Origin of the sequence: Curtobacterium luteum (assembly GCF_001475545.1) — a bacterium.
GTDB classification, from domain to species: domain Bacteria; phylum Actinomycetota; class Actinomycetes; order Actinomycetales; family Microbacteriaceae; genus Curtobacterium; species Curtobacterium luteum_A.
Map to the genome: position 1 here is coordinate 1 of NZ_LDQC01000110.1, position 16,963 is coordinate 16,963.

The 16,963-nt window shown below is 71.4% G+C and carries 15 protein-coding genes and 1 tRNA gene; 7 read left to right on the plus strand and 9 right to left on the minus strand.

Translation table 11 applies throughout. The features are described 5' to 3' along the window. Positions 1–129 precede the first annotated feature (129 nt). From NS184_RS15625 to NS184_RS15635, 3 genes are all read right to left on the minus strand, one after another. The gene (locus NS184_RS15625) at positions 130–2,211 is read right to left on the minus strand and encodes a choice-of-anchor G family protein (RefSeq protein WP_058727022.1); all 2,082 of its coding nucleotides are present in this window, start codon (positions 2,209–2,211) and stop codon (positions 130–132) included. A gap of 510 nt (positions 2,212–2,721) precedes the next feature. Further along, positions 2,722–3,393 (minus strand): hypothetical protein, encoded by a 672-nt coding sequence (locus tag NS184_RS15630; protein ID WP_058727023.1) that lies wholly within the window; start codon positions 3,391–3,393, stop codon positions 2,722–2,724. Between the two features lie 52 nt (positions 3,394–3,445). Further along, positions 3,446–4,015 (minus strand): TetR/AcrR family transcriptional regulator, encoded by a 570-nt coding sequence (locus NS184_RS15635; RefSeq protein WP_242863089.1) that lies wholly within the window; start codon positions 4,013–4,015, stop codon positions 3,446–3,448. Between the two features lie 91 nt (positions 4,016–4,106). Here NS184_RS15635 and NS184_RS15640 point away from each other — a divergent pair, with 91 nt between their 5' ends. After that, complete coding sequence (locus tag NS184_RS15640) at positions 4,107–5,129, plus strand: aldo/keto reductase (protein WP_058727025.1); 1,023 nt, start codon at positions 4,107–4,109, stop codon at positions 5,127–5,129. A 38-nt stretch (positions 5,130–5,167) separates the two neighbouring features. Here the strand turns inward: NS184_RS15640 and NS184_RS15645 are convergent. The 4 genes from NS184_RS15645 to NS184_RS15660 all read right to left on the minus strand — a co-directional run bounded on the left by NS184_RS15645 (position 5,168) and on the right by NS184_RS15660 (position 8,122). Then, positions 5,168–5,242 (minus strand) — tRNA-Arg (locus tag NS184_RS15645). 99 nt (positions 5,243–5,341) lie between these two features. Then, positions 5,342–5,836 (minus strand): HNH endonuclease, encoded by a 495-nt coding sequence (locus NS184_RS15650; RefSeq protein ID WP_058727026.1) that lies wholly within the window; start codon positions 5,834–5,836, stop codon positions 5,342–5,344. Between the two features lie 397 nt (positions 5,837–6,233). After that, positions 6,234–7,169, minus strand: coding sequence for a C40 family peptidase (locus tag NS184_RS18920; RefSeq protein WP_058727027.1), 936 nt, complete (start codon positions 7,167–7,169; stop codon positions 6,234–6,236). 251 nt (positions 7,170–7,420) lie between these two features. Then, positions 7,421–8,122, minus strand: a complete 702-nt coding sequence (locus tag NS184_RS15660; protein ID WP_058727028.1) for a metal-dependent transcriptional regulator — start codon at positions 8,120–8,122, stop codon at positions 7,421–7,423. A gap of 116 nt (positions 8,123–8,238) precedes the next feature. Here NS184_RS15660 and serC point away from each other — a divergent pair, with 116 nt between their 5' ends. After that, positions 8,239–9,357 carry a phosphoserine transaminase gene (gene serC, locus NS184_RS15665; protein ID WP_058727029.1) on the plus strand — a complete coding sequence of 373 codons (1,119 nt, stop codon included), beginning with the start codon at positions 8,239–8,241 and terminating at the stop codon, positions 9,355–9,357. 88 nt (positions 9,358–9,445) lie between these two features. On the opposite strand, the gene NS184_RS15670 is transcribed toward serC, so the two are convergent. Beyond that, positions 9,446–10,126, minus strand: a complete 681-nt coding sequence (locus NS184_RS15670) for a DUF3027 domain-containing protein (protein WP_083513766.1) — start codon at positions 10,124–10,126, stop codon at positions 9,446–9,448. After that, positions 10,126–10,503 (minus strand): cold-shock protein, encoded by a 378-nt coding sequence (locus NS184_RS15675; protein ID WP_058727030.1) that lies wholly within the window; start codon positions 10,501–10,503, stop codon positions 10,126–10,128. The genes NS184_RS15670 and NS184_RS15675 overlap by 1 nt, the downstream gene beginning before the upstream one ends. A 55-nt stretch (positions 10,504–10,558) precedes the next feature. On the opposite strand from NS184_RS15675, the gene NS184_RS15680 reads away from it, so the two are divergent. The 5 genes from NS184_RS15680 to NS184_RS15700 all read left to right on the plus strand — a co-directional run. Further along, positions 10,559–10,858: a hypothetical protein gene (locus NS184_RS15680; protein WP_058727031.1), complete on the plus strand. Its 300-nt coding sequence runs from the start codon at positions 10,559–10,561 to the stop codon at positions 10,856–10,858. 31 nt (positions 10,859–10,889) lie between these two features. Continuing rightward, positions 10,890–12,650 (plus strand): helicase-associated domain-containing protein, encoded by a 1,761-nt coding sequence (locus NS184_RS15685; RefSeq protein WP_058727032.1) that lies wholly within the window; start codon positions 10,890–10,892, stop codon positions 12,648–12,650. Between the two features lie 47 nt (positions 12,651–12,697). Further along, positions 12,698–14,392: a DNA repair helicase XPB gene (locus tag NS184_RS15690; RefSeq protein WP_058727033.1), complete on the plus strand. Its 1,695-nt coding sequence runs from the start codon at positions 12,698–12,700 to the stop codon at positions 14,390–14,392. A 135-nt stretch (positions 14,393–14,527) separates the two neighbouring features. Next, complete coding sequence (locus NS184_RS15695) at positions 14,528–15,223, plus strand: response regulator transcription factor (RefSeq protein ID WP_022903465.1); 696 nt, start codon at positions 14,528–14,530, stop codon at positions 15,221–15,223. A 63-nt stretch (positions 15,224–15,286) separates the two neighbouring features. After that, positions 15,287–16,963: sensor histidine kinase (locus NS184_RS15700; protein WP_058727034.1), on the plus strand; the 1,677-nt coding region annotated here is incomplete at its 3' end.

A 16,963-nucleotide genomic window follows, 5' to 3' on the forward strand; every position in this document is an offset into this window, starting at 1 on the left:
CCACGCCGGTGCGGTGGTGACCCGATCACCACCGCACCGGCGTGGGAGGCCGCGACCCGAACGCGCCGCCTCCCGGGAGGGCGCGGGTACCGGTCACCCTGACCGGCACCCGCGCGGGTCACGCGTCGTCTACGCCGTGCGGCGGAGGCGTCGTGCGAGGAGCGTGCCGCCGCCCGCTGCGAGGAGCAGACCGGCGATCAGCATGATCGGCAGGAGCTCGGCACCGGTGTAGGCGAGCGAGCCGCCAGCACCACCACCTGCGCCACCGACACCCGGACCGGCGCCGGTTCCGTCACCGCCGGGGGCTCCCGGGGTGCCCGGGGTACCGGGGGTGCCCGGGTCGGTCGGGTCCGTCGGGTCCGTCGGGTCGACCGGCGCAGCGGCCACCGCGAAGGTCACCGAGTCCGGGTCACTGACGAGCCCGCCGATGGTCTCGACCGCGACGGCCTCGTGGTCACCGACGGCGACGTCCGGGAACGTCACGGTCCAGGTGCCGTCCTCGTCGGTGACCGTGGACTGCGTGCCGTCCTCGTCGCCGTCGAGCGTGACGTCGACGTCCGAGCCCGGCTCCGCGGTGCCGCTGACCGGCACGTCGGTCGTGTCGTCCTCGGTCGGGACGGTGACCTCGGTGCCGTCCTCCGGGTCAGTGATGGCGATGCCGGCGAAGGCGTCGGCCTGCACGGTCGCGGTCGCGATGTCCACCGTCGCCGCATCGGCCGCGGGGAGCAGCTCGATGCGGACGGCCCGGACCGTGGTGGCACCGGTGGCGTCGCCGTCCGGGTCGCTGAACGCCGGGGCGGTCTGCGAGTTGACGGTGATCGACACGAGCTGGTTCAGCGTGTCGAGCAGCGGGTCGAGCGCCGTGACGACGTCCTCGAGCGTGTCGACCAGCGCGGCGACCGTGTCGGACACGAAGTCCTCGGTGACGACGCCACCGACCGCGGTGGTCAGCGCGGGGAGCAGCGCCGTGTCGACGACGCCTTCCAGCCCGGCGGTCAGACCGAGGTCGTCGAGGAGCTCGAGCGCCCCGGTACCGGTGAGGGTGACCTCGGGGTCGGTCGTCGAGGTGCCCAGCACCTGGCCGAGGGTCGTGTCGACGGTGATGTCGAGCCCCGCCGCCGCGAGTGCGACCGTGGCGTCGGTGCTGACGTCCACCGTGACGGTGGCTGCGTCGAGGGCGTCCTGGAGGGCGTCGGTCAGCAGCGCCGGGACCTGGTTCTCGAGGATGTCGGCGATCGACGCCTCGATCTGCGCGTTGATCGTGTCGCTGGCGAGCAGGCGCGTGTTCGGTGCGAGCTCGTTGAGCGTGTAGAGGTCGGCCAGGTCGATCGAGACCGTACCGGTCGACAGGTCGATCGTGACCGCACCCGAGGTGAGCGGGGTCTCGGTGATCGAGGAGACCGCCTGACCGAGGTCGACGTCGGCGGTGACGGTCGCCGTGGTGGGTCCGACGACGATCGCGGGGACGATGCCGAGCGCGTCGGCGAGGTCGTCCGTGACGGCACCGGTGACGCCGGCCGCCACACCGTCAGCGTTCAAGGCGGTCTCGAGCGTGGTGCTCGAGGCGTCGAGCGTGGTGTTCAGCTGGCCGACCAGGGCCGCGACCGCCGGGCTCACGACGGACACGTCCGCGCTGGCCACCTGGTAGTCGGTGGTGACGTCCGATCCGGCGAAGGTGCGGGTCGCCTCGGCTCGCGCGGAGAGCGCCCCGAGGTCGACCGAGGCGTCGCTGATGAGCCCGTCGACGTCGAGTCCGTCGAGCAGCGGCTGGAGGTCGATGCGCGCGCCGTCGCTGCCGGGAGCGCCGACCTGGATCGCCCCGTCGCCCGACACCGCTCCGGCCGCGGCCACGGCCGAGGTCGTCGAGGTCGAGGAGTACTGCCCCGCGACGCCGACGTCGACGAGACCGTTCGCCCCGAGGAGCTGGATGCCGTTCGGCGCGTTCACGCCGATGCCGTTCAGGACGGTGAGGTCGAGCGGGTTCGACCCGCCGTCGACCGCACCGCCGGGAGCGGTTGCGCCGTACGACCCGGCGAGCGCCGCGATCGTGTCGAGGTCGACGGTGCCGCTGCCCGCGAGCAGGCGGCCCTCGGCCTGGGTGACGTCGGTGGCGGCCGCGTTCGCGGGGAGCGCCGCACCGCCGATGATGACCGCGGCCACGGTGGCCGTGGCGCCCGCGCGCAGCGCGAAGCGTGTTGCTGTGGATGGCATTGTGCCTCTTCCTCCGGCGGATCCCTCCGCCGCTGATCCATCCCCGATCGGTTGGTCCGGGGATCCGACGAGACCGCTGGTGGGGCGGTCTCGGAGTCACGTGTGCGCGTCGAGCTGCGCGCGGACGGGCTTCAGCGGATCGCGTCACCCCCGTGGATGAGGGGTGGGATGCCGGCGCTCACGCAGGACCGCTCGGCGTACGCGGTCGCGGAGTCGTTCCGGTCCATCCCTGATCCCCCTCGGGTGTGCACGGCTTCGCCGTCGTGCTGAGGACTGCACGCGGATGGTTGGTCCGCGTTCCCTGAACAACCTACAAGGGACCGCCCGCGCCCTGGCGATACCCCCGTTCGGGTGACGTCGTGATCCGTCCGCGTCTCCGTCCCGGACGGGAGGCTCGTGGCGGCGCCGGCACGCGCCTCCCGACCGGTGGATCCCGCCTCCAGCCAGGCGCAGCCCGCCGATGCGCGGGTCGGTGCACTGCACCCGGTCCGCGCTGTGCAGGCGGTGCGCTCAGCGCAGCGGCGGGAGGGTCGCGACCGAGACGCCGACCGCTGACGCCACCTCGCGGACGCGCTGGTCGAGCTCCTCGCCACGGAGGTGCTTCGGGAACCCGAACACCACGCGGTAGGCGGGGACGTCGATCCACACCGGTGCGTTCGGGTCGCCCGCGAGGACCCGGATCGCGTCGACCCGTCCGAAGGCGTACCGACCGACCGCCTTCGCGTCACCGCTCGCCACCGAGACGAGCGCGGCGCGCGGGATGCCGACGAGGAGCGTCGGGGTCGATCCACCCGAGTAGAGACCGATGCCGTTCCCGTCGGCCACGAGCGTCCCGTAGCCGCGTCGGGGCACCGACTCCCGGGGCAGGCCGAGGGCGCCCGCCGCCCAGTCGATCTGCTTGCCGAGGTCACGGCTGACGCGCACCGGAACGAGGTGGGCACCCGGGTGCCGGGCGGCGAGGGCCTGCTCCCGGCGCCGGGTGTGCGCGTGGTACGCGAGGTTGATCACCTCGATGATCACGAAGGCCAGTGCCGCAAACCCGAGGAGACTGAGGACGATGCCCTCGGTCGACATGCCCTCCTGGTGCTCCCGGTACGCGAGCAGGCCGAAGCGCAGCACCAGGTACCCGACCAGCACGACGAGTCCGATCGCGCCCCCGCGGCGGCGTCCGTTGTTCCCCATCGCGACAGACTAGGACGGGCGTCCGGTCGGACGGGCGATGCTGCGCGCTCCCTCAGTCTGCGCGGACGCGCAACCCGTCGAGCAGCACCCGCACCATCGGGTTCGGTGCCCCGTCAGCGGCGGGTGCCCGGTGACTGAGGTCGCCGATCGCCTGCAGGAGCTCCACCGCGTCGACGTCGGTGCGGACCTCCCCCGTGGCGATCGCCGCGTCGAGGAGCTGGCGCACCACGTGCCCGAGGCGGTCCACGAAGTAGCCCGGCAGCGCGTCGAACGCAGGGTCACCGGAGTGCAGCGCCGCCGAGAGCCCCTGCTTCGTCGCGACGAACCGCGTGAAGCGGGTGACCCAGCGGTCGAGGGCCTCCCCCGGCGGGTACTCGGCGCGCAGCCGGTCGGCCTCCGCCGCGGTGTCGTCGATCTCCGAGGTGAAGACCGCCGCGACGAGGTCCGCGCGCTGTGGGAAGTGCCGGTACAGCGTGCCGACGCCGACGCCGGCTTCCGTCGCGACCTCGCGCACGGGGGCGTCCACGCCGGAACGGGCGAACACCGTCCGGGCAGCCTGCAGGATCGCGTCGACGTTCTGGCGGGCATCGGCCCGTAGGCGACGCGGTTCGGCGGTCGGCACAGCACACCCCTTGCGTAAGCGGAACATTGTTCCGTATAGTCGGGTCGATCAGCGGAACGTTGTTCCGGATACGAGACTACAGGAGACCACCATGCAGTACCGCACCCTCGGACGCACCGGCATCAAGGTGACGCCCTACGCGCTCGGCGCGATGATGCTCGGTCGGTTCGGCAACCCCGATCGCAGCGAGGGCATCCGGATCATCCACCGGGCGCTCGACGCCGGCATCAACTTCATCGACACGGCCGACCGCTACGGCGACTCGGAGGAGGTCGTCGGCGAGGCGCTCGCCGGCCGACGCGACCAGGTCGTCCTCGCGACGAAGTTCCACGGGCCCGTCGACGACGACGTCAACCACCGCGGAGCATCGCGTCGGTGGATCGTCGAGGCCGTCGAGCGGTCGCTCCGGAACCTCCGCACCGACCACATCGACCTCTACCAGCTGCACCGGCCGGACCCGGACACCGACATCGACGAGACCCTCTCCGCACTCACCGACCTCGTCCGGCAGGGCAAGGTCCGCGCGATCGGCAGCTCGTCGATGCGCGGCTCCGAGATCGTCGAGGCGCAGTGGGTGTCCGAGCGTCGCGGGTTCGAGCGGTTCCGCACCGAGCAGCCGAACTACTCGATCCTCGACCGGGAGATCGAGCGCGAGGTCTTGCCCGTTGCCCAGCGGTACGGCATGGGGACGCTCGTCTACAGCCCCCTCGCGGGCGGCTCGCTGACCGGGCGGTACCGCGCGGGGCAGGCGAACGACGAGTTCCGGGCGAGCACCGGGATGCGGCACTTCCGCGACGAGCGTCGACTGGCCGCGATCGAGCAGCTCATCACGCTCGCGGACGAGACCGGGATCCGGCTCACACACCTCGCGATGGCGTTCACGATCGCACACCCGGCCGTGACGTCGGCGATCGCCGGGCCCAGGACGATGGAGCAGCTCGAGGACACCCTGGCGGGTGTTGACGTGGTGCTCTCCGACGAGGTGCTCGACCGGATCGACGCGATCGTCCCGCCGGGCGAGAGCATCGGGGCGATGGACATGGTGTACCGCGGGCCGGAGGTCGGCTCCCCCGCGATGCGCCGCCGCCCCGAGGCCGAGCGCGCCGCCGCCTGACGGTGGTGCTCGGTGCTCGGTGCTTGGTGCTTGGTGCTTGGTGCCCCTGGAGGGACTCGAACCCCCAACCGTTTCCTTAGGACGGAACTGCTCTTCCATTGAGCTACAGAGGCTGGCGCGACCACTCTAGCGGCAGTGACCAGACCACGGGCGGGAGGCGCGGGGCCAGCCGGCACCGCGCCTCCCGTCCGTCGGCTGCGACAGCAGCGCCGTTACGCGGCGACCAGGTACTCGTCCCAGTCCGCCTGCGGACGCTCGATGCCGCGCACCACCCACGAGGCGCCGTGCGGTGCCCTCGGACGGAAGCGCAGCCGCCACCCCATCTCCTGCGGAGTGCGGTCGCCCTTGGTGTTGTTGCACGTCAGGCAGCAGGCGACGAGGTTCTCCCACGAGTCCTGCCCGCCGCGGGACTTCGGCTGGACGTGGTCGATCGTGGTGGCGTGCCGGTCGCAGTACGCACAGCGGTTCCCGTCGCGACGGAGGACGCCGCGACGGGAGACGGGCACGAGTCTGGAGTGCGGGATGCGCACGTACCGGGTGAGGATGATGACGGACGGACGATCGTAGGTCGACGTCGACCCCGTCACCGGGTGCTCGAGGTCAGCGGCGACGATGGCGGCCTTCTGGTTCATGACCAGCACGAGGGCCCGTCGGAACGAGATCACCGCGAGGGGCTCGTAACCGGCGTTGAGGACGAGAGTGCGCATGGGTTCCCTTCCGACGTGCCTGGACGGCTTCCAGGCGGTGCGGGTGCGCCGGACCAGGGCGTCGCGCAGGTGACCGTCGCTCGCGCGCACGGCCCCGGAACCACGAAGAGCACCACCCGGATGGGCAGTGCTCTCGTCATGACGGGGCGTGCTCGTGCACGCAGGCGGTGGTCGACCATATGTCGACGTGCGCGCGCCGACCCATGGTGCGGGTCGTGCGGAACGCGGACATGAGGTCTCCCTGCTCGCAGCCGAAGGGCCGGTGCAGCGTCAGGATACGTCGGAAACCGGCCCGACACGAGGGTGTGCGGGCCGGTTCCGGCGATGTTCACGGGTTCGACGCTCCGGCGTCGGCCGGTGTGCGCTCCACGGGAGCGCCGGGGTCGGGCAGCGGTCGTCAGATCCCGAAGCGGACGATGTGGTAGTCGCTGGTCCAGATCGGACGGATCGACACGGCGCCGCCGGGCTTCGGCGCGTCCATGATCATGCCGTTGCCCATGTAGAAGCCGTCGTGCGCCTCGTTGTTGAAGATGACGACGTCGCCGGGCTGCGCCTCGGACTCGGGGATCGTGGTGCCGGCCTGGTCCTGCAGCGGCACGGAGTGCGCGAGGTTGATGCCGTACTGCGCGTACACGAACATGACGTAGCCCGAGCAGTCGAAGCCGGACGGGTCCGCGCCGCCGAACACGTACGGGGTGCCGATGTACTGCTTCGCGGTCGCGACGACGGCGGGCAGCGAGAACGGGGTGTTCGCGGCCTTCGAGGTCGCGACGTAGTCGGCTGCGGTCGGGCCGGAGTAGGAGGCGTACTGCGTGGCGGTCGCCGCGCGCGCCTTCTCGGTCGCGGCGGCCTGCTTCGCGGCAGCAGCGGCGGCCTTGGCCTCGGCCTTCTGCGCGGCCTCCGCGTCGAGCGTCGACTGCGCCGTCGCACCGTAGCCGTCACGGCTCGTGCCGGCGAGGGCCACCGCGTCGGAGACGGAGAAGTTCTGCTCGCCGGTGGTGCGGAGCTGGCGCTGGGCAGCGGCGGCGGCATCAGACGGCTGCTGGGTGGACGCGAACGCTGCCGGGACGGCCATCGTGCCGAACATGCCGGCGGCGACCGTCAGGACGAGGGGCGCGAGGAAGCGGCGCTTGCGGGCGGACGAGCTGGCCTTGGCCTGTTCGGCACGCTGGGCGGCCTGTGCGGCACGGCGTCCGCCGGCGAGCGGCGCGGTCTTCACGGACTGCGGGGCGGCAGCACGGGCGGTGCGTCGGGTGGGGAGTGCCGTCGGGGCGTCGGCGGTGTTCGTCGGGTTCGCGGTCTGGTCGTCCGCGGCGGAACCGTTCAGCGTCAAGGGTGGGATCTCCGGCGCCTCGTCACCACGACCGGGTCATCGCGGCGAGCTGGGGACTCGTCTGACCCGGGCGTGGAACCCCATCCGTTCGTCATCGTCTCCGATCGAGGCAGGAGACGGGTTCGAGACGTCCTGCCACGGGTTCCCGGGTTCGGTGTCGGCCCGGGGACTCGCACGAGTGTACGTGCCCGTCGTTACCTTGTCGAGACGAAACGGCCGATTTGTAACGGAACGGTAAAGGCGAGTGAGCGTCAGCCGTCGCCGCGTTCGATGTACACGTGCTGCGCGACCTCGCTCGGGAGCTCGATGCCCGAGTCCTCGCCCTCGACGCGCACCGCCACGTACGCCCCGGCACGCTGGACACTCGCGACCCGACCCGGCATGACCCCGGCGGTGCGGAGCTGGTGCAGGAGCTCCGGTTCGAACTGCACGGGCTCGCCCAGGCGGCGGATCGTCCCGGTGGCGACGGCGTCGGTGCCCTCGGTCGCGGTGACGATGTTCTGCACGCCGTCGAGGAACCCGCCGGCGTCCGGCCCGCCGATCTCGGCGAGGCCGGGGATCGGGTTGCCGTAGGGCGACTCCGTCGGGTTGCCGAGCATCTCGAGCAGCCGGACCTCGACCTGCTCGCTCATGACGTGCTCCCAGCGGCAGGCTTCGTCGTGGACGAAGGCCCAATCGAGCCCGATGACGTCGGAGAGCAGCCGCTCGGCCAGGCGGTGCTTGCGCATGACGTGGGTCGCGCGGGAACGCCCCTCGGTCGTGAGCTCGAGGTGGCGGTCGCCGGACACCACGACGAGTCCGTCGCGCTCCATGCGGGCGATGGTCTGCGAGACCGTGGGACCCGAGTGACCGAGGCGCTCCGAGATGCGGGCGCGCAGCGGGATGATCGCTTCTTCCTCGAGGTCGAGGATGGTGCGCAGGTACATCTCCGTGGTGTCGACGAGATCGGTCACGGTCCGCCTCTCTTGTCTCAGGTGCAGCCACCCTACTTGTTCGTGGTGACACCGAAGGACCAACACTTGCAAGGGTCAAGGAATGCCCTGGGATACCGCGCCGGTAGGATCGCTCCATGGCAGACATCGTCATCCCGTCCGACCTCCTCCCGACCGACGGACGCTTCGGCTGCGGCCCGTCCAAGATCCGTGGCGCGCAGCTCGAGTCCCTCGTGACGCGCGGGGCGACGATCCTCGGCACCTCCCACCGGCAGAAGCCCGTGAAGGACCTCGTCGGCAGCGTCCGGCAGGGCATCGCGGACCTGTTCCAGGTGCCCGACGGCTACGAGGTCGTGCTCGGCAACGGCGGCTCGACCGCGTTCTGGGACGCCGCCGCGTTCGGGCTCGTCGAGCGCCGTGCCGAGAACCTCTCCTTCGGCGAGTTCGGGTCGAAGTTCGCCAAGGCCGTCGCCGCTCCGTGGCTCGAGGCACCGCACGTCATCGAGGCCCCCGGTGGCTCGCTCGCGGCACTCGAACCGGTCGAGGGCGTCGACGTCTACGCCTACCCGCACAACGAGACCTCGACCGGCGTCATGGCCCCCGTGGTCCGCGCCGAGGGCGACGCCGGTGCGCTCACCGTGGTGGACGCGACGAGCGCCGCCGGTGGCGCCGCGTTCGACGTCTCCGCGACCGACGTCTACTACTTCGCACCGCAGAAGAACTTCGCGTCCGACGGTGGGCTGTGGCTCGCGCTCTTCTCCCCCGCCGCGATCGAGCGGGTCGAGCGCATCGCGGCGAGCGACCGGTACATCCCGGAGTTCCTGTCGCTCAAGAACGCCGTCGACAACTCCCGGCTCGACCAGACGCTCAACACCCCGGCACTCGCGACCCTGCTGCTCCTCGACGACCAGGTCCGCTGGATGAACGAGTCGGGCGGCATCGCCTGGGCCGACGCCCGGACGAAGCAGTCCTCGGGCACGGTCTACGACTGGGCGGCGTCGGTGGACTTCGCGACGCCGTTCGTGTCCGAGCCGTCGCACCGGTCGCAGGTCGTCGCCACGATCGACCTCGACGACGCGATCGACGCCAAGGCCGTGGCCGCGACGCTCCGTGCGAACGGCATCGTCGACACCGAGCCCTACCGGAAGCTCGGTCGGAACCAGCTGCGCATCGCGACCTTCACGGCGATCGAGCCGAGTGACGTCGCGCAGCTCACGAAGGCGATCGAGTACGTGGTCGGCGAGTTGTCGCGCTGACGCGCGGACAACACACGGGAGGCGCGGTGCCAGCTGGCACCGCGCCTCCCGTCTGTTCTCGGTCGCGTCGAGGACGACGCTCGTCTCGTCAGGACCGGTGGTGGTCCGGGTCGACCTCGCCCGCGTCGAGGCGGTCGAGCTCGAGGTCGTCGTCCGGGTCGACCGGACGGACGCGCTGCGCGCGGCGTCGGCGAGCCCGCGGCGGAGCGACCGGCTCCGGCTCCTCGTCGTCCTCGTCGTCGTCCGTGTCAGCGGTGCCGTCGAGCCCGTCGACGTCCACGCCGTCGAGGTCGTCATCGTCCGACTCGCTCAGGTCGTCCTCGTCGGCGTCGAAGTCGTCGTCATCGTCCGACTCGTCGTCGTCGGCTTCGTCGTCGTCCGGATCGTCGTAGTCGGCATCTTCGTCGTCGTCCGGATCGTCGTCGTCGTCCGACTCGTCGTCGTCCGACTCGTCGTCGTGCCCGTCCTCGCCCTCCTGCGCGGCGCGGTACTCCGCGAGCCGCTCGGACCAGGGCACCCACTCGGGTGCGACGAGCGCGCCGTCGCCGGGCATGAGCTCGACCTCGAGCACGGTCGGCTCGTCGTCGCCGATCTTCGCGACCGAGACCGTCCAGCGCCAGCCGGGGTAGCCGGGCATCCGGTTCGCGAAGCGGAGCGAGACGACGTCGTCGCCCTCGTCAACGGCGTCGACGAACGCGCCGACGGTCGAGTCCGGCGTGACCTCGAGCAGGGCGGTGCGCGCCAGGCGCTCGTACTCGTGCGTGGGCATCAGGCGTCCAACTGGTCGGCGACGTGGCGGAGGATCGCGGCGAGGCGCTCGCCGTTCTTGGGGTAGCGGCCGTGCCGGAGGTCACCGCTGATCCGGTCGAGCTCCTTCACGAGGTCCTCGACGATCACCGCCATGTCGTCGGCCGAACGGCGGGACATCTTCGCGAGGGACGGCTGCGGGTCGAGGAAGCGCACGGACAGTGCCTGCGAGCCCTTCTTGCCCTGGACCACGCCGTACTCGAGCCGCGAGCCGGCCTTCACCGTGGTGACGCCGTCCGGCAGCGAGGACGCGTGCAGGAAGACCTGGTCGCCGTCGTCGCCGGTGATGAACCCGAACCCCTTCTGGTCGTCGTAGAACTTGACCTTGCCGGTGGGCATGCGTGGACTCCTCGTGGTCGTGGAACGGCCGTGGTGCGTCGGATATCCTGGGTCGATGGCCAAGCCGACCCGATCCACCGGGACCCCCCGCGACGCAGCGGAGCCCTCGGTGACGTTCAATCGTACCGAACGCGTCCTCGGGTTCATGGTCGGCGGGATCTTCATCGCCGCTTTCCTGTGCCTGGTCGCGGTGATCGTGATGTGGCTGACGGTCCCGAGCGCCGGGGCGTCGATGCCGTGGCCGGTCGTCATGGCGATCCCGCTCGTCGGGCTCCCGATCGGCATGGTGCTGCTGTTCGCGCTCCTCGGCGTCGTCTGGACACGTCGGGCCCGCGAGAACCGGGCGTCTCGCTGAGGACCCGGACCCCGCACCGAGCGGACGGACGATGACGACCACCGCCGACCTCGCTGCCCGACTCCGGGCGATGTCCGACGACGCCCTCGAGCGACTCGTCGTCGCCCGCCGGCTGCCCGCGGCCTCGCTCGCCGAGAGCGGTCCGCAGCACATCTCGGACTTCTTCGACCTGGCCGAGGCACTCCGCACCGACGACGCGGTGGACGCCGCGATCGAGCACCTGCCGCGCGCCGCGCTCCTCGCCCTCCGCGACGGGGGCGAGACGGACGCGCTCGCGCCGGCGGTCGCGCTCGGCCTCGCCGACACGGACGGCGGTGTCGACGACGCGGTGTCCGCCCGCCTCGCCGCCCACCCCGACCTGGTGGACACGGCGGAGCAGCCGGGAGGCCCGGCACCGGCCCGCCACACGGCCCCCGTCGACGACGACACGGCCCGGGCGACGGGCGCCGAGCACGCGTTCGGCACCATGACCGTGCTCGCCGAGCTGCTCCGGGCCGTCGACGCCGGCGAGGTCCGCGAGCTCGTGAAGGGCGGCATCGGCACCCCGCTCGCCCGGACGCTCGGCGAGCGGTTGGGCACGGCTCCCGAGGTCGTCCCCGACCGCCTCACGCTCCTGCGCCGGACCGGCCTGGCGTCGCTCGACCACGGCACGTGGACCGTCACGGGCGTCGGCGACGCCTGGCTCCTCGCGCCGTGGGCGGAGCGGTGGACCAGCCTCACGGATGCCTGGCGGGACACGCTCGACCCCGCCGTGCGCGAGGTGCTCGACCTCGCGGGCGCCGATTGGCACGACCTCGTCGCGACCGGTCGCTGGGCCTACCCGGCCGGTGCACGGTGGCTCGACGCCGAACTCCTCACCGTCGCGGGAACGGGGAGCGCACTCGGCCTCGTGGTCGACGGCACGCTCACGACCACCGGCGCCGCCCTGCTCGCCGGTGCCCCGGACGCGGCCGACCGTGCCACCGCGGACCTCCCGGACACCGTGCCCGGGGTGTACCTCCAGCACGACCTCACCGTCATCGCGCCAGGACCCCTCGCCCCGGTGGACGACGCCGAACTCCGTGCCGTCGCGACGCTCGAGGCGCCGGGCCTCGCAGCGCGGTACCGGGTGTCGGAGGAGTCGCTCGCCCGCGCGTTCCGGTCCGGACTCGACCGCGACGCCGTGCTCGGGCGGTTCGAACGGCTCTCGGTGTCGGGCGTGCCGCAACCGCTCGCCTACCTCGTCGACCAGGTCGCCGAGCGCGACGGCAGCATCGTGGTCGACCTCGGTCCGGGCGGCGTCGGCTCGGTCGTCCGGGGCACGGCCGACCAACTCGACCTGATCGGTGTGGACGCCGAGCTCCGGCAGGTGTCGTGGGACCGTCCGGACCTCACCACGCTGACCACGCGCTACCCGGCGCAGGTCGTGCACACCGCGCTGCGCGACGCGCGGTACCCGGCCGTGCTGACGGCCGCAGCCCAGGCGACCGTGGAGGCCGCGCCTCCCGTCCGCCGCGCAGCGGGACGCGACCCGCAGCAGGCGGCCCACGCGCTCGTGGAACGGCTCCGCTTGACGACCGAACGGGCGGAGGGCGAGCCCGAGCAGGAGTGGCTCGGCCGGCAGATCGACCTCGCGGTGCGCGGACGGACGCCGATCCGGCTCACGGTGCGCATGCCGGACGGCTCGGAGCGACCGTTCTCGATCGTCCCGACCTCGGTCGCGGCCGGTCGCGTCCGCGGCAAGGACACGGCGGTGGACGTCGAACGCACCCTGCCGCTCTCCCTCGTCGTGGCTGTGGAGAGCGACGCCTGATCCACACCCCGGCCCGTGCGCAGGCGGAGCGCCTAGGCTGATCCGTCATGAACGGACCGCTGATCGTGCAGAGCGACCGCACGGTGCTGCTCGAGGTGGCACACCCCGACGCCGAGGACGCACGCCACGAACTCGCGGTGTTCGCGGAGCTCGAACGCGCCCCGGAGCACGTGCACACCTACCGCATCACGCGGCTCGGTCTGTGGAACGCCCGGGCTGCCGGGCACGATGCCGAGACGATGATCGACACGCTCGAGCGGTTCGCGAAGTTCCCCGTCCCGCAGAGCGTCACGGTCGACATCCGCGACACGGTGTCCCGCTACGGTCGGCTCGTCATCCGGCGCGAGGAGCGGCCGGACGCACCCGCGATCGCGAACTCCCCCGGCGAGGAGCTCGAGCGCCAGCCGATGCTGCTCCTCACCGCCACCGACCCGACGATCCTCGCCGAGGTCACCCGCTCCAAGCGGATCAAGCCGCTCCTCGGCGACCAGCGCTCCCCGGAGGAGATCGAACTCCAGCCGTGGGCACGGGGTCAGGTCAAGCAGGAGCTCGTGAAGCTCGGCTGGCCGGCGGAGGACCTCGCGGGCTACACGCCGGGGCAGCCGCACGCGATCGACCTCGCGACCGCGGACTGGCACCTCCGGCCGTACCAGGAGCAGGCCGTCGACACGTTCTTCGCGCAGGGCTCCGGCGTCGTGGTGCTCCCCTGCGGTGCGGGCAAGACGCTCGTCGGTGCCGGAGCGATGGCGACCGTCAAGGCGACCACGCTCATCCTCGTGACGAACACCGTCTCCGCACGGCAGTGGCGTGACGAGCTGCTCCGGCGGACCAGCCTGACCGAGGACGAGATCGGCGAGTACTCGGGCTCCGTGAAGGAGATCCGACCGGTCACGATCGCGACGTACCAGATCCTCACCGCCCGGCGGAAGGGCGAGTACACGCACCTGTCACTCCTCGACGCGCTCGACTGGGGGCTCATCGTCTACGACGAGGTCCACCTCCTGCCGGCGCCGGTGTTCAAGCTCACGGCCGACCTGCAGGCGCGGCGACGCCTCGGCCTCACCGCGACGCTCGTGCGCGAGGACGGCCGCGAGGGCGACGTGTTCTCGCTCATCGGACCGAAGCGCTACGACGCCCCGTGGAAGGAGATCGAGGCACAGGGCTACATCTCCCCCGCCTCCTGCTACGAGGTCCGCATCGACCTGCCCCACGGCGACCGGCTCGAGTACGCGGCGTCCGGCGACGACGAGCGCTACCGCCTCGCCGCGACGACACCCGCCAAGACCCCGGTCGTGCGTGAGCTCATCGAGAAGCACCGTGGCGAGCAGATCCTCGTCATCGGGCAGTACATCGACCAGCTCGACGGCCTGGCTGCGTCCCTCGACGCCGCCGAGATCACCGGCGCGACGCCCGTCGACGAGCGCGAACGGCTGTTCCAGGCCTTCCGGACGGGCGCGATCGACGTGCTCGTGGTGTCCAAGGTCGCGAACTTCTCGGTGGACCTCCCCGACGCGACCGTGGCGATCCAGGTGTCCGGCTCGTTCGGGTCGCGGCAGGAGGAAGCACAGCGCCTCGGACGGCTCCTCCGCCCGAACAAGGACGGCCTGCCCGCGTCGTTCTACACGCTCGTCACGCGGGACACCGTCGACCAGGACTTCGCGCAGAACCGGCAGCGGTTCCTCGCCGAGCAGGGGTACTCGTACACGATCCTCGACGCCGACCAGGTGGCGGCCGCCGCCTAGCGGCCACGTCGCGACAGGCGACCGGATGACGGCCTGGAGGCGCGGCGCCAGCCCGCACCGCGCCTCCAGTCCGCCCCGTGCTCACGCACGCATCGCTCTCAGGAAAGCCACAAGGAACGGTCAGAAGATGGGGTCATGAGCGATGGCCCCAAGATCCTGATCGTCGACGACGAGCCGAACATCCGCGACCTGCTGACGACCTCCCTGCGCTTCGCCGGTTTCGCCGTGCGTGCCGTGGGCAACGGTGCGCAGGCCATCTCCGCCGTGCTCGAGGAGGAGCCGGACCTCATCATCCTCGACGTCATGCTCCCCGACATGAACGGCTTCGGCGTCACCAAGCGCCTGCGGTCCTCGGGCTACACGTCGCCGATCCTCTTCCTCACCGCGAAGGACGACACCGAGGACAAGATCACCGGCCTCACCGTCGGCGGCGACGACTACGTCACCAAGCCGTTCTCGCTCGACGAGATCGTCGCCCGCATCAAGGCCATCCTCCGTCGCACGATGAACGACGAAGAGGACGCCATCATCCGTGCGGGTGAGCTCACGATGGACCAGGACACCCACGAGGTCACCATCGGCGACGCGCAGATCGAGCTGTCCCCGACCGAGTTCAAGCTGCTCCGCTACCTCATGCTCAACCCGAACCGCGTGCTCTCGAAGGCGCAGATCCTCGACCACGTGTGGGAGTACGACTTCAACGGCGACGCGGGCATCGTGGAGTCGTACATCTCGTACCTCCGCCGCAAGCTCGACCAGTACTCGGCCGAGCCGGTCATCCAGACCAAGCGTGGCTTCGGCTACATGCTCAAGGCGGCGAAGGCCTCCTAGGCGCAGTTCTTCACGGCGGCCGTCCGGTTTCACCGGGCGGCCGCTGTCTATCGTTGGGGCAGCATGCACACGCGAATGAGCCGCTGGTGGGACGGGATCTCCCTGCGCACCAAGATCACCGGGATCACGGTGCTCCTGGTCGCGCTCGGACTGCTCGTCGCCGGACTCGGCACGATGACCGTGCTGTCGACCTACCTGCTCACCCAGCTCGACGACACCGTGAAGCAGACGACCGAGCAGCTCGAGGGCCAGAACATCAGCGACGGCAAGCAGTACTGCGAGCTGTCGGTCGTGCTGTCGCAGCGCGCCTACGTCGCCGCCTACAACGCCGACGGCGACCAGATCTGCCAGACGAAGACCAGCAGCCGGCCCGACATCCGGATGCTGGACTTCGCGCAGGCCTCGCAGAGCACGCAGCGGTTCTCGCTCTACGACAGTGCGCACGACCACGAGTGGCGCGCGCAGGTCATCCCCGCTGCCCTGCAGAACCGGTCCGACGGCACCACCGAGACCGGGTACGTGCTCGTCGCGGTGTCGAGCGCCGACAACGACCAGACGATCCTCCGCTTCACCGTCATCTTCCTGTTCTTCGGCATCTCGGTGATGCTCCTCGGGGCCATGCTGACCAGGCTCCTCGTGACCGCCACGTTCGACCCCTTGCGGGACGTCGAGGACACCGCTGCACGGTTCGCTGCGGGCGACTTCAACCAGCGGCTCGAGGCGGACACGCCGAACACCGAGGTCGGACGCCTCAACCGTTCCCTCAACGCCATGCTCGAGCGCATCGACACCGCGTTCGAGGACCGGGAGCGCACGATCGACCAGATGCGTCGGTTCGTCGGCGACGCCTCCCACGAACTCCGGACGCCGCTCGTCTCGCTCCGCGGGTACGCCGAGCTGTACCGCATGGGCGCCCTCCGCAAGGAGGAGGACGTCGCCCAGGCGATGGAGCGCATCGAGAAGGAGGCCCAGCGCATGGGGCTCCTCGTGCAGGACCTGCTCCAGCTCGCCCGCATCGACGAGTCGAAGCCGCTCGAGCTCGGCCCGGTCGACCTCGTGTCGATCGCCCGCGACTCGGCGCTCGACACCATGGCGTCGAACCCCGACCGCGAGATCCAGGTGCTCGTCGAGGACAGCGTCACCGGCGAGAGCGTGCCGCAGGCCGTCCGTCCGCCGATGTCCGAGACCGGCGAGGTCCCCGCGTCCCCGACCTCGGCGTCCGCCAACACGACCGGCCCGATCGCGTTCTCCCGCCAGACGATCGCCCGGCTCCGTGCCCGGCGGAACCGCGCGATGAGCCTCGACGCCGCGCCGACCGACGAGACGACCCCGCTGCCCACGGTCGTGCTGCCGAAGCGTCCGCCGATCGTCCTCGCGGAGGAGAACAAGATCCGGCAGGTCGTGACGAACCTCATGGGCAACGCGATGCGGTTCACGCCGTCCGACGACCCCATCGAGATCGGCATCGGCGTCGACGAGGAGCGCGGGCTCGCGAACATCGACGTCATCGACCACGGCGAGGGCATCCCGCCGCAGCTCCGCGACAAGATCTTCCAGCGGTTCTGGCGTGCGGACACCTCCCGGGCGCGCGACACCGGCGGTTCCGGCCTGGGGCTCGCGATCGTGTCGGGCATCGTGCAGGCGCACCACGGCTCGGTCGAGGTGTTCGACACCGAGGGCGGCGGCGCGACCTTCCGCGTGTGGCTCCCCCTGCTCCCCCGCGACTGGACGCCCACGGCC

What these genes read in the sequence shown, in the direction of transcription:
- NS184_RS15685 (WP_058727032.1), top strand. Translation starts at nt 10,890, where the DNA reads ATGACGACCACCGCCGACCTCGCTGCCCGACTCCGGGCGATGTCCGAC.
- NS184_RS15690 (WP_058727033.1), top strand. Translation starts at nt 12,698, where the DNA reads ATGAACGGACCGCTGATCGTGCAGAGCGACCGCACGGTGCTGCTCGAG.
- NS184_RS15650 (WP_058727026.1), bottom strand. Translation starts at nt 5,836, where the DNA reads ATGCGCACTCTCGTCCTCAACGCCGGTTACGAGCCCCTCGCGGTGATC.
- NS184_RS15680 (WP_058727031.1), top strand. Translation starts at nt 10,559, where the DNA reads ATGGCCAAGCCGACCCGATCCACCGGGACCCCCCGCGACGCAGCGGAG.
- serC (WP_058727029.1), top strand. Translation starts at nt 8,239, where the DNA reads ATGGCAGACATCGTCATCCCGTCCGACCTCCTCCCGACCGACGGACGC.
- NS184_RS15625 (WP_058727022.1), bottom strand. Translation starts at nt 2,211, where the DNA reads ATGCCATCCACAGCAACACGCTTCGCGCTGCGCGCGGGCGCCACGGCC.
- NS184_RS15670 (WP_083513766.1), bottom strand. Translation starts at nt 10,126, where the DNA reads ATGCCCACGCACGAGTACGAGCGCCTGGCGCGCACCGCCCTGCTCGAG.
- NS184_RS15675 (WP_058727030.1), bottom strand. Translation starts at nt 10,503, where the DNA reads ATGCCCACCGGCAAGGTCAAGTTCTACGACGACCAGAAGGGGTTCGGG.
- NS184_RS15695 (WP_022903465.1), top strand. Translation starts at nt 14,528, where the DNA reads ATGAGCGATGGCCCCAAGATCCTGATCGTCGACGACGAGCCGAACATC.
- NS184_RS15630 (WP_058727023.1), bottom strand. Translation starts at nt 3,393, where the DNA reads ATGGGGAACAACGGACGCCGCCGCGGGGGCGCGATCGGACTCGTCGTG.
- NS184_RS15640 (WP_058727025.1), top strand. Translation starts at nt 4,107, where the DNA reads ATGCAGTACCGCACCCTCGGACGCACCGGCATCAAGGTGACGCCCTAC.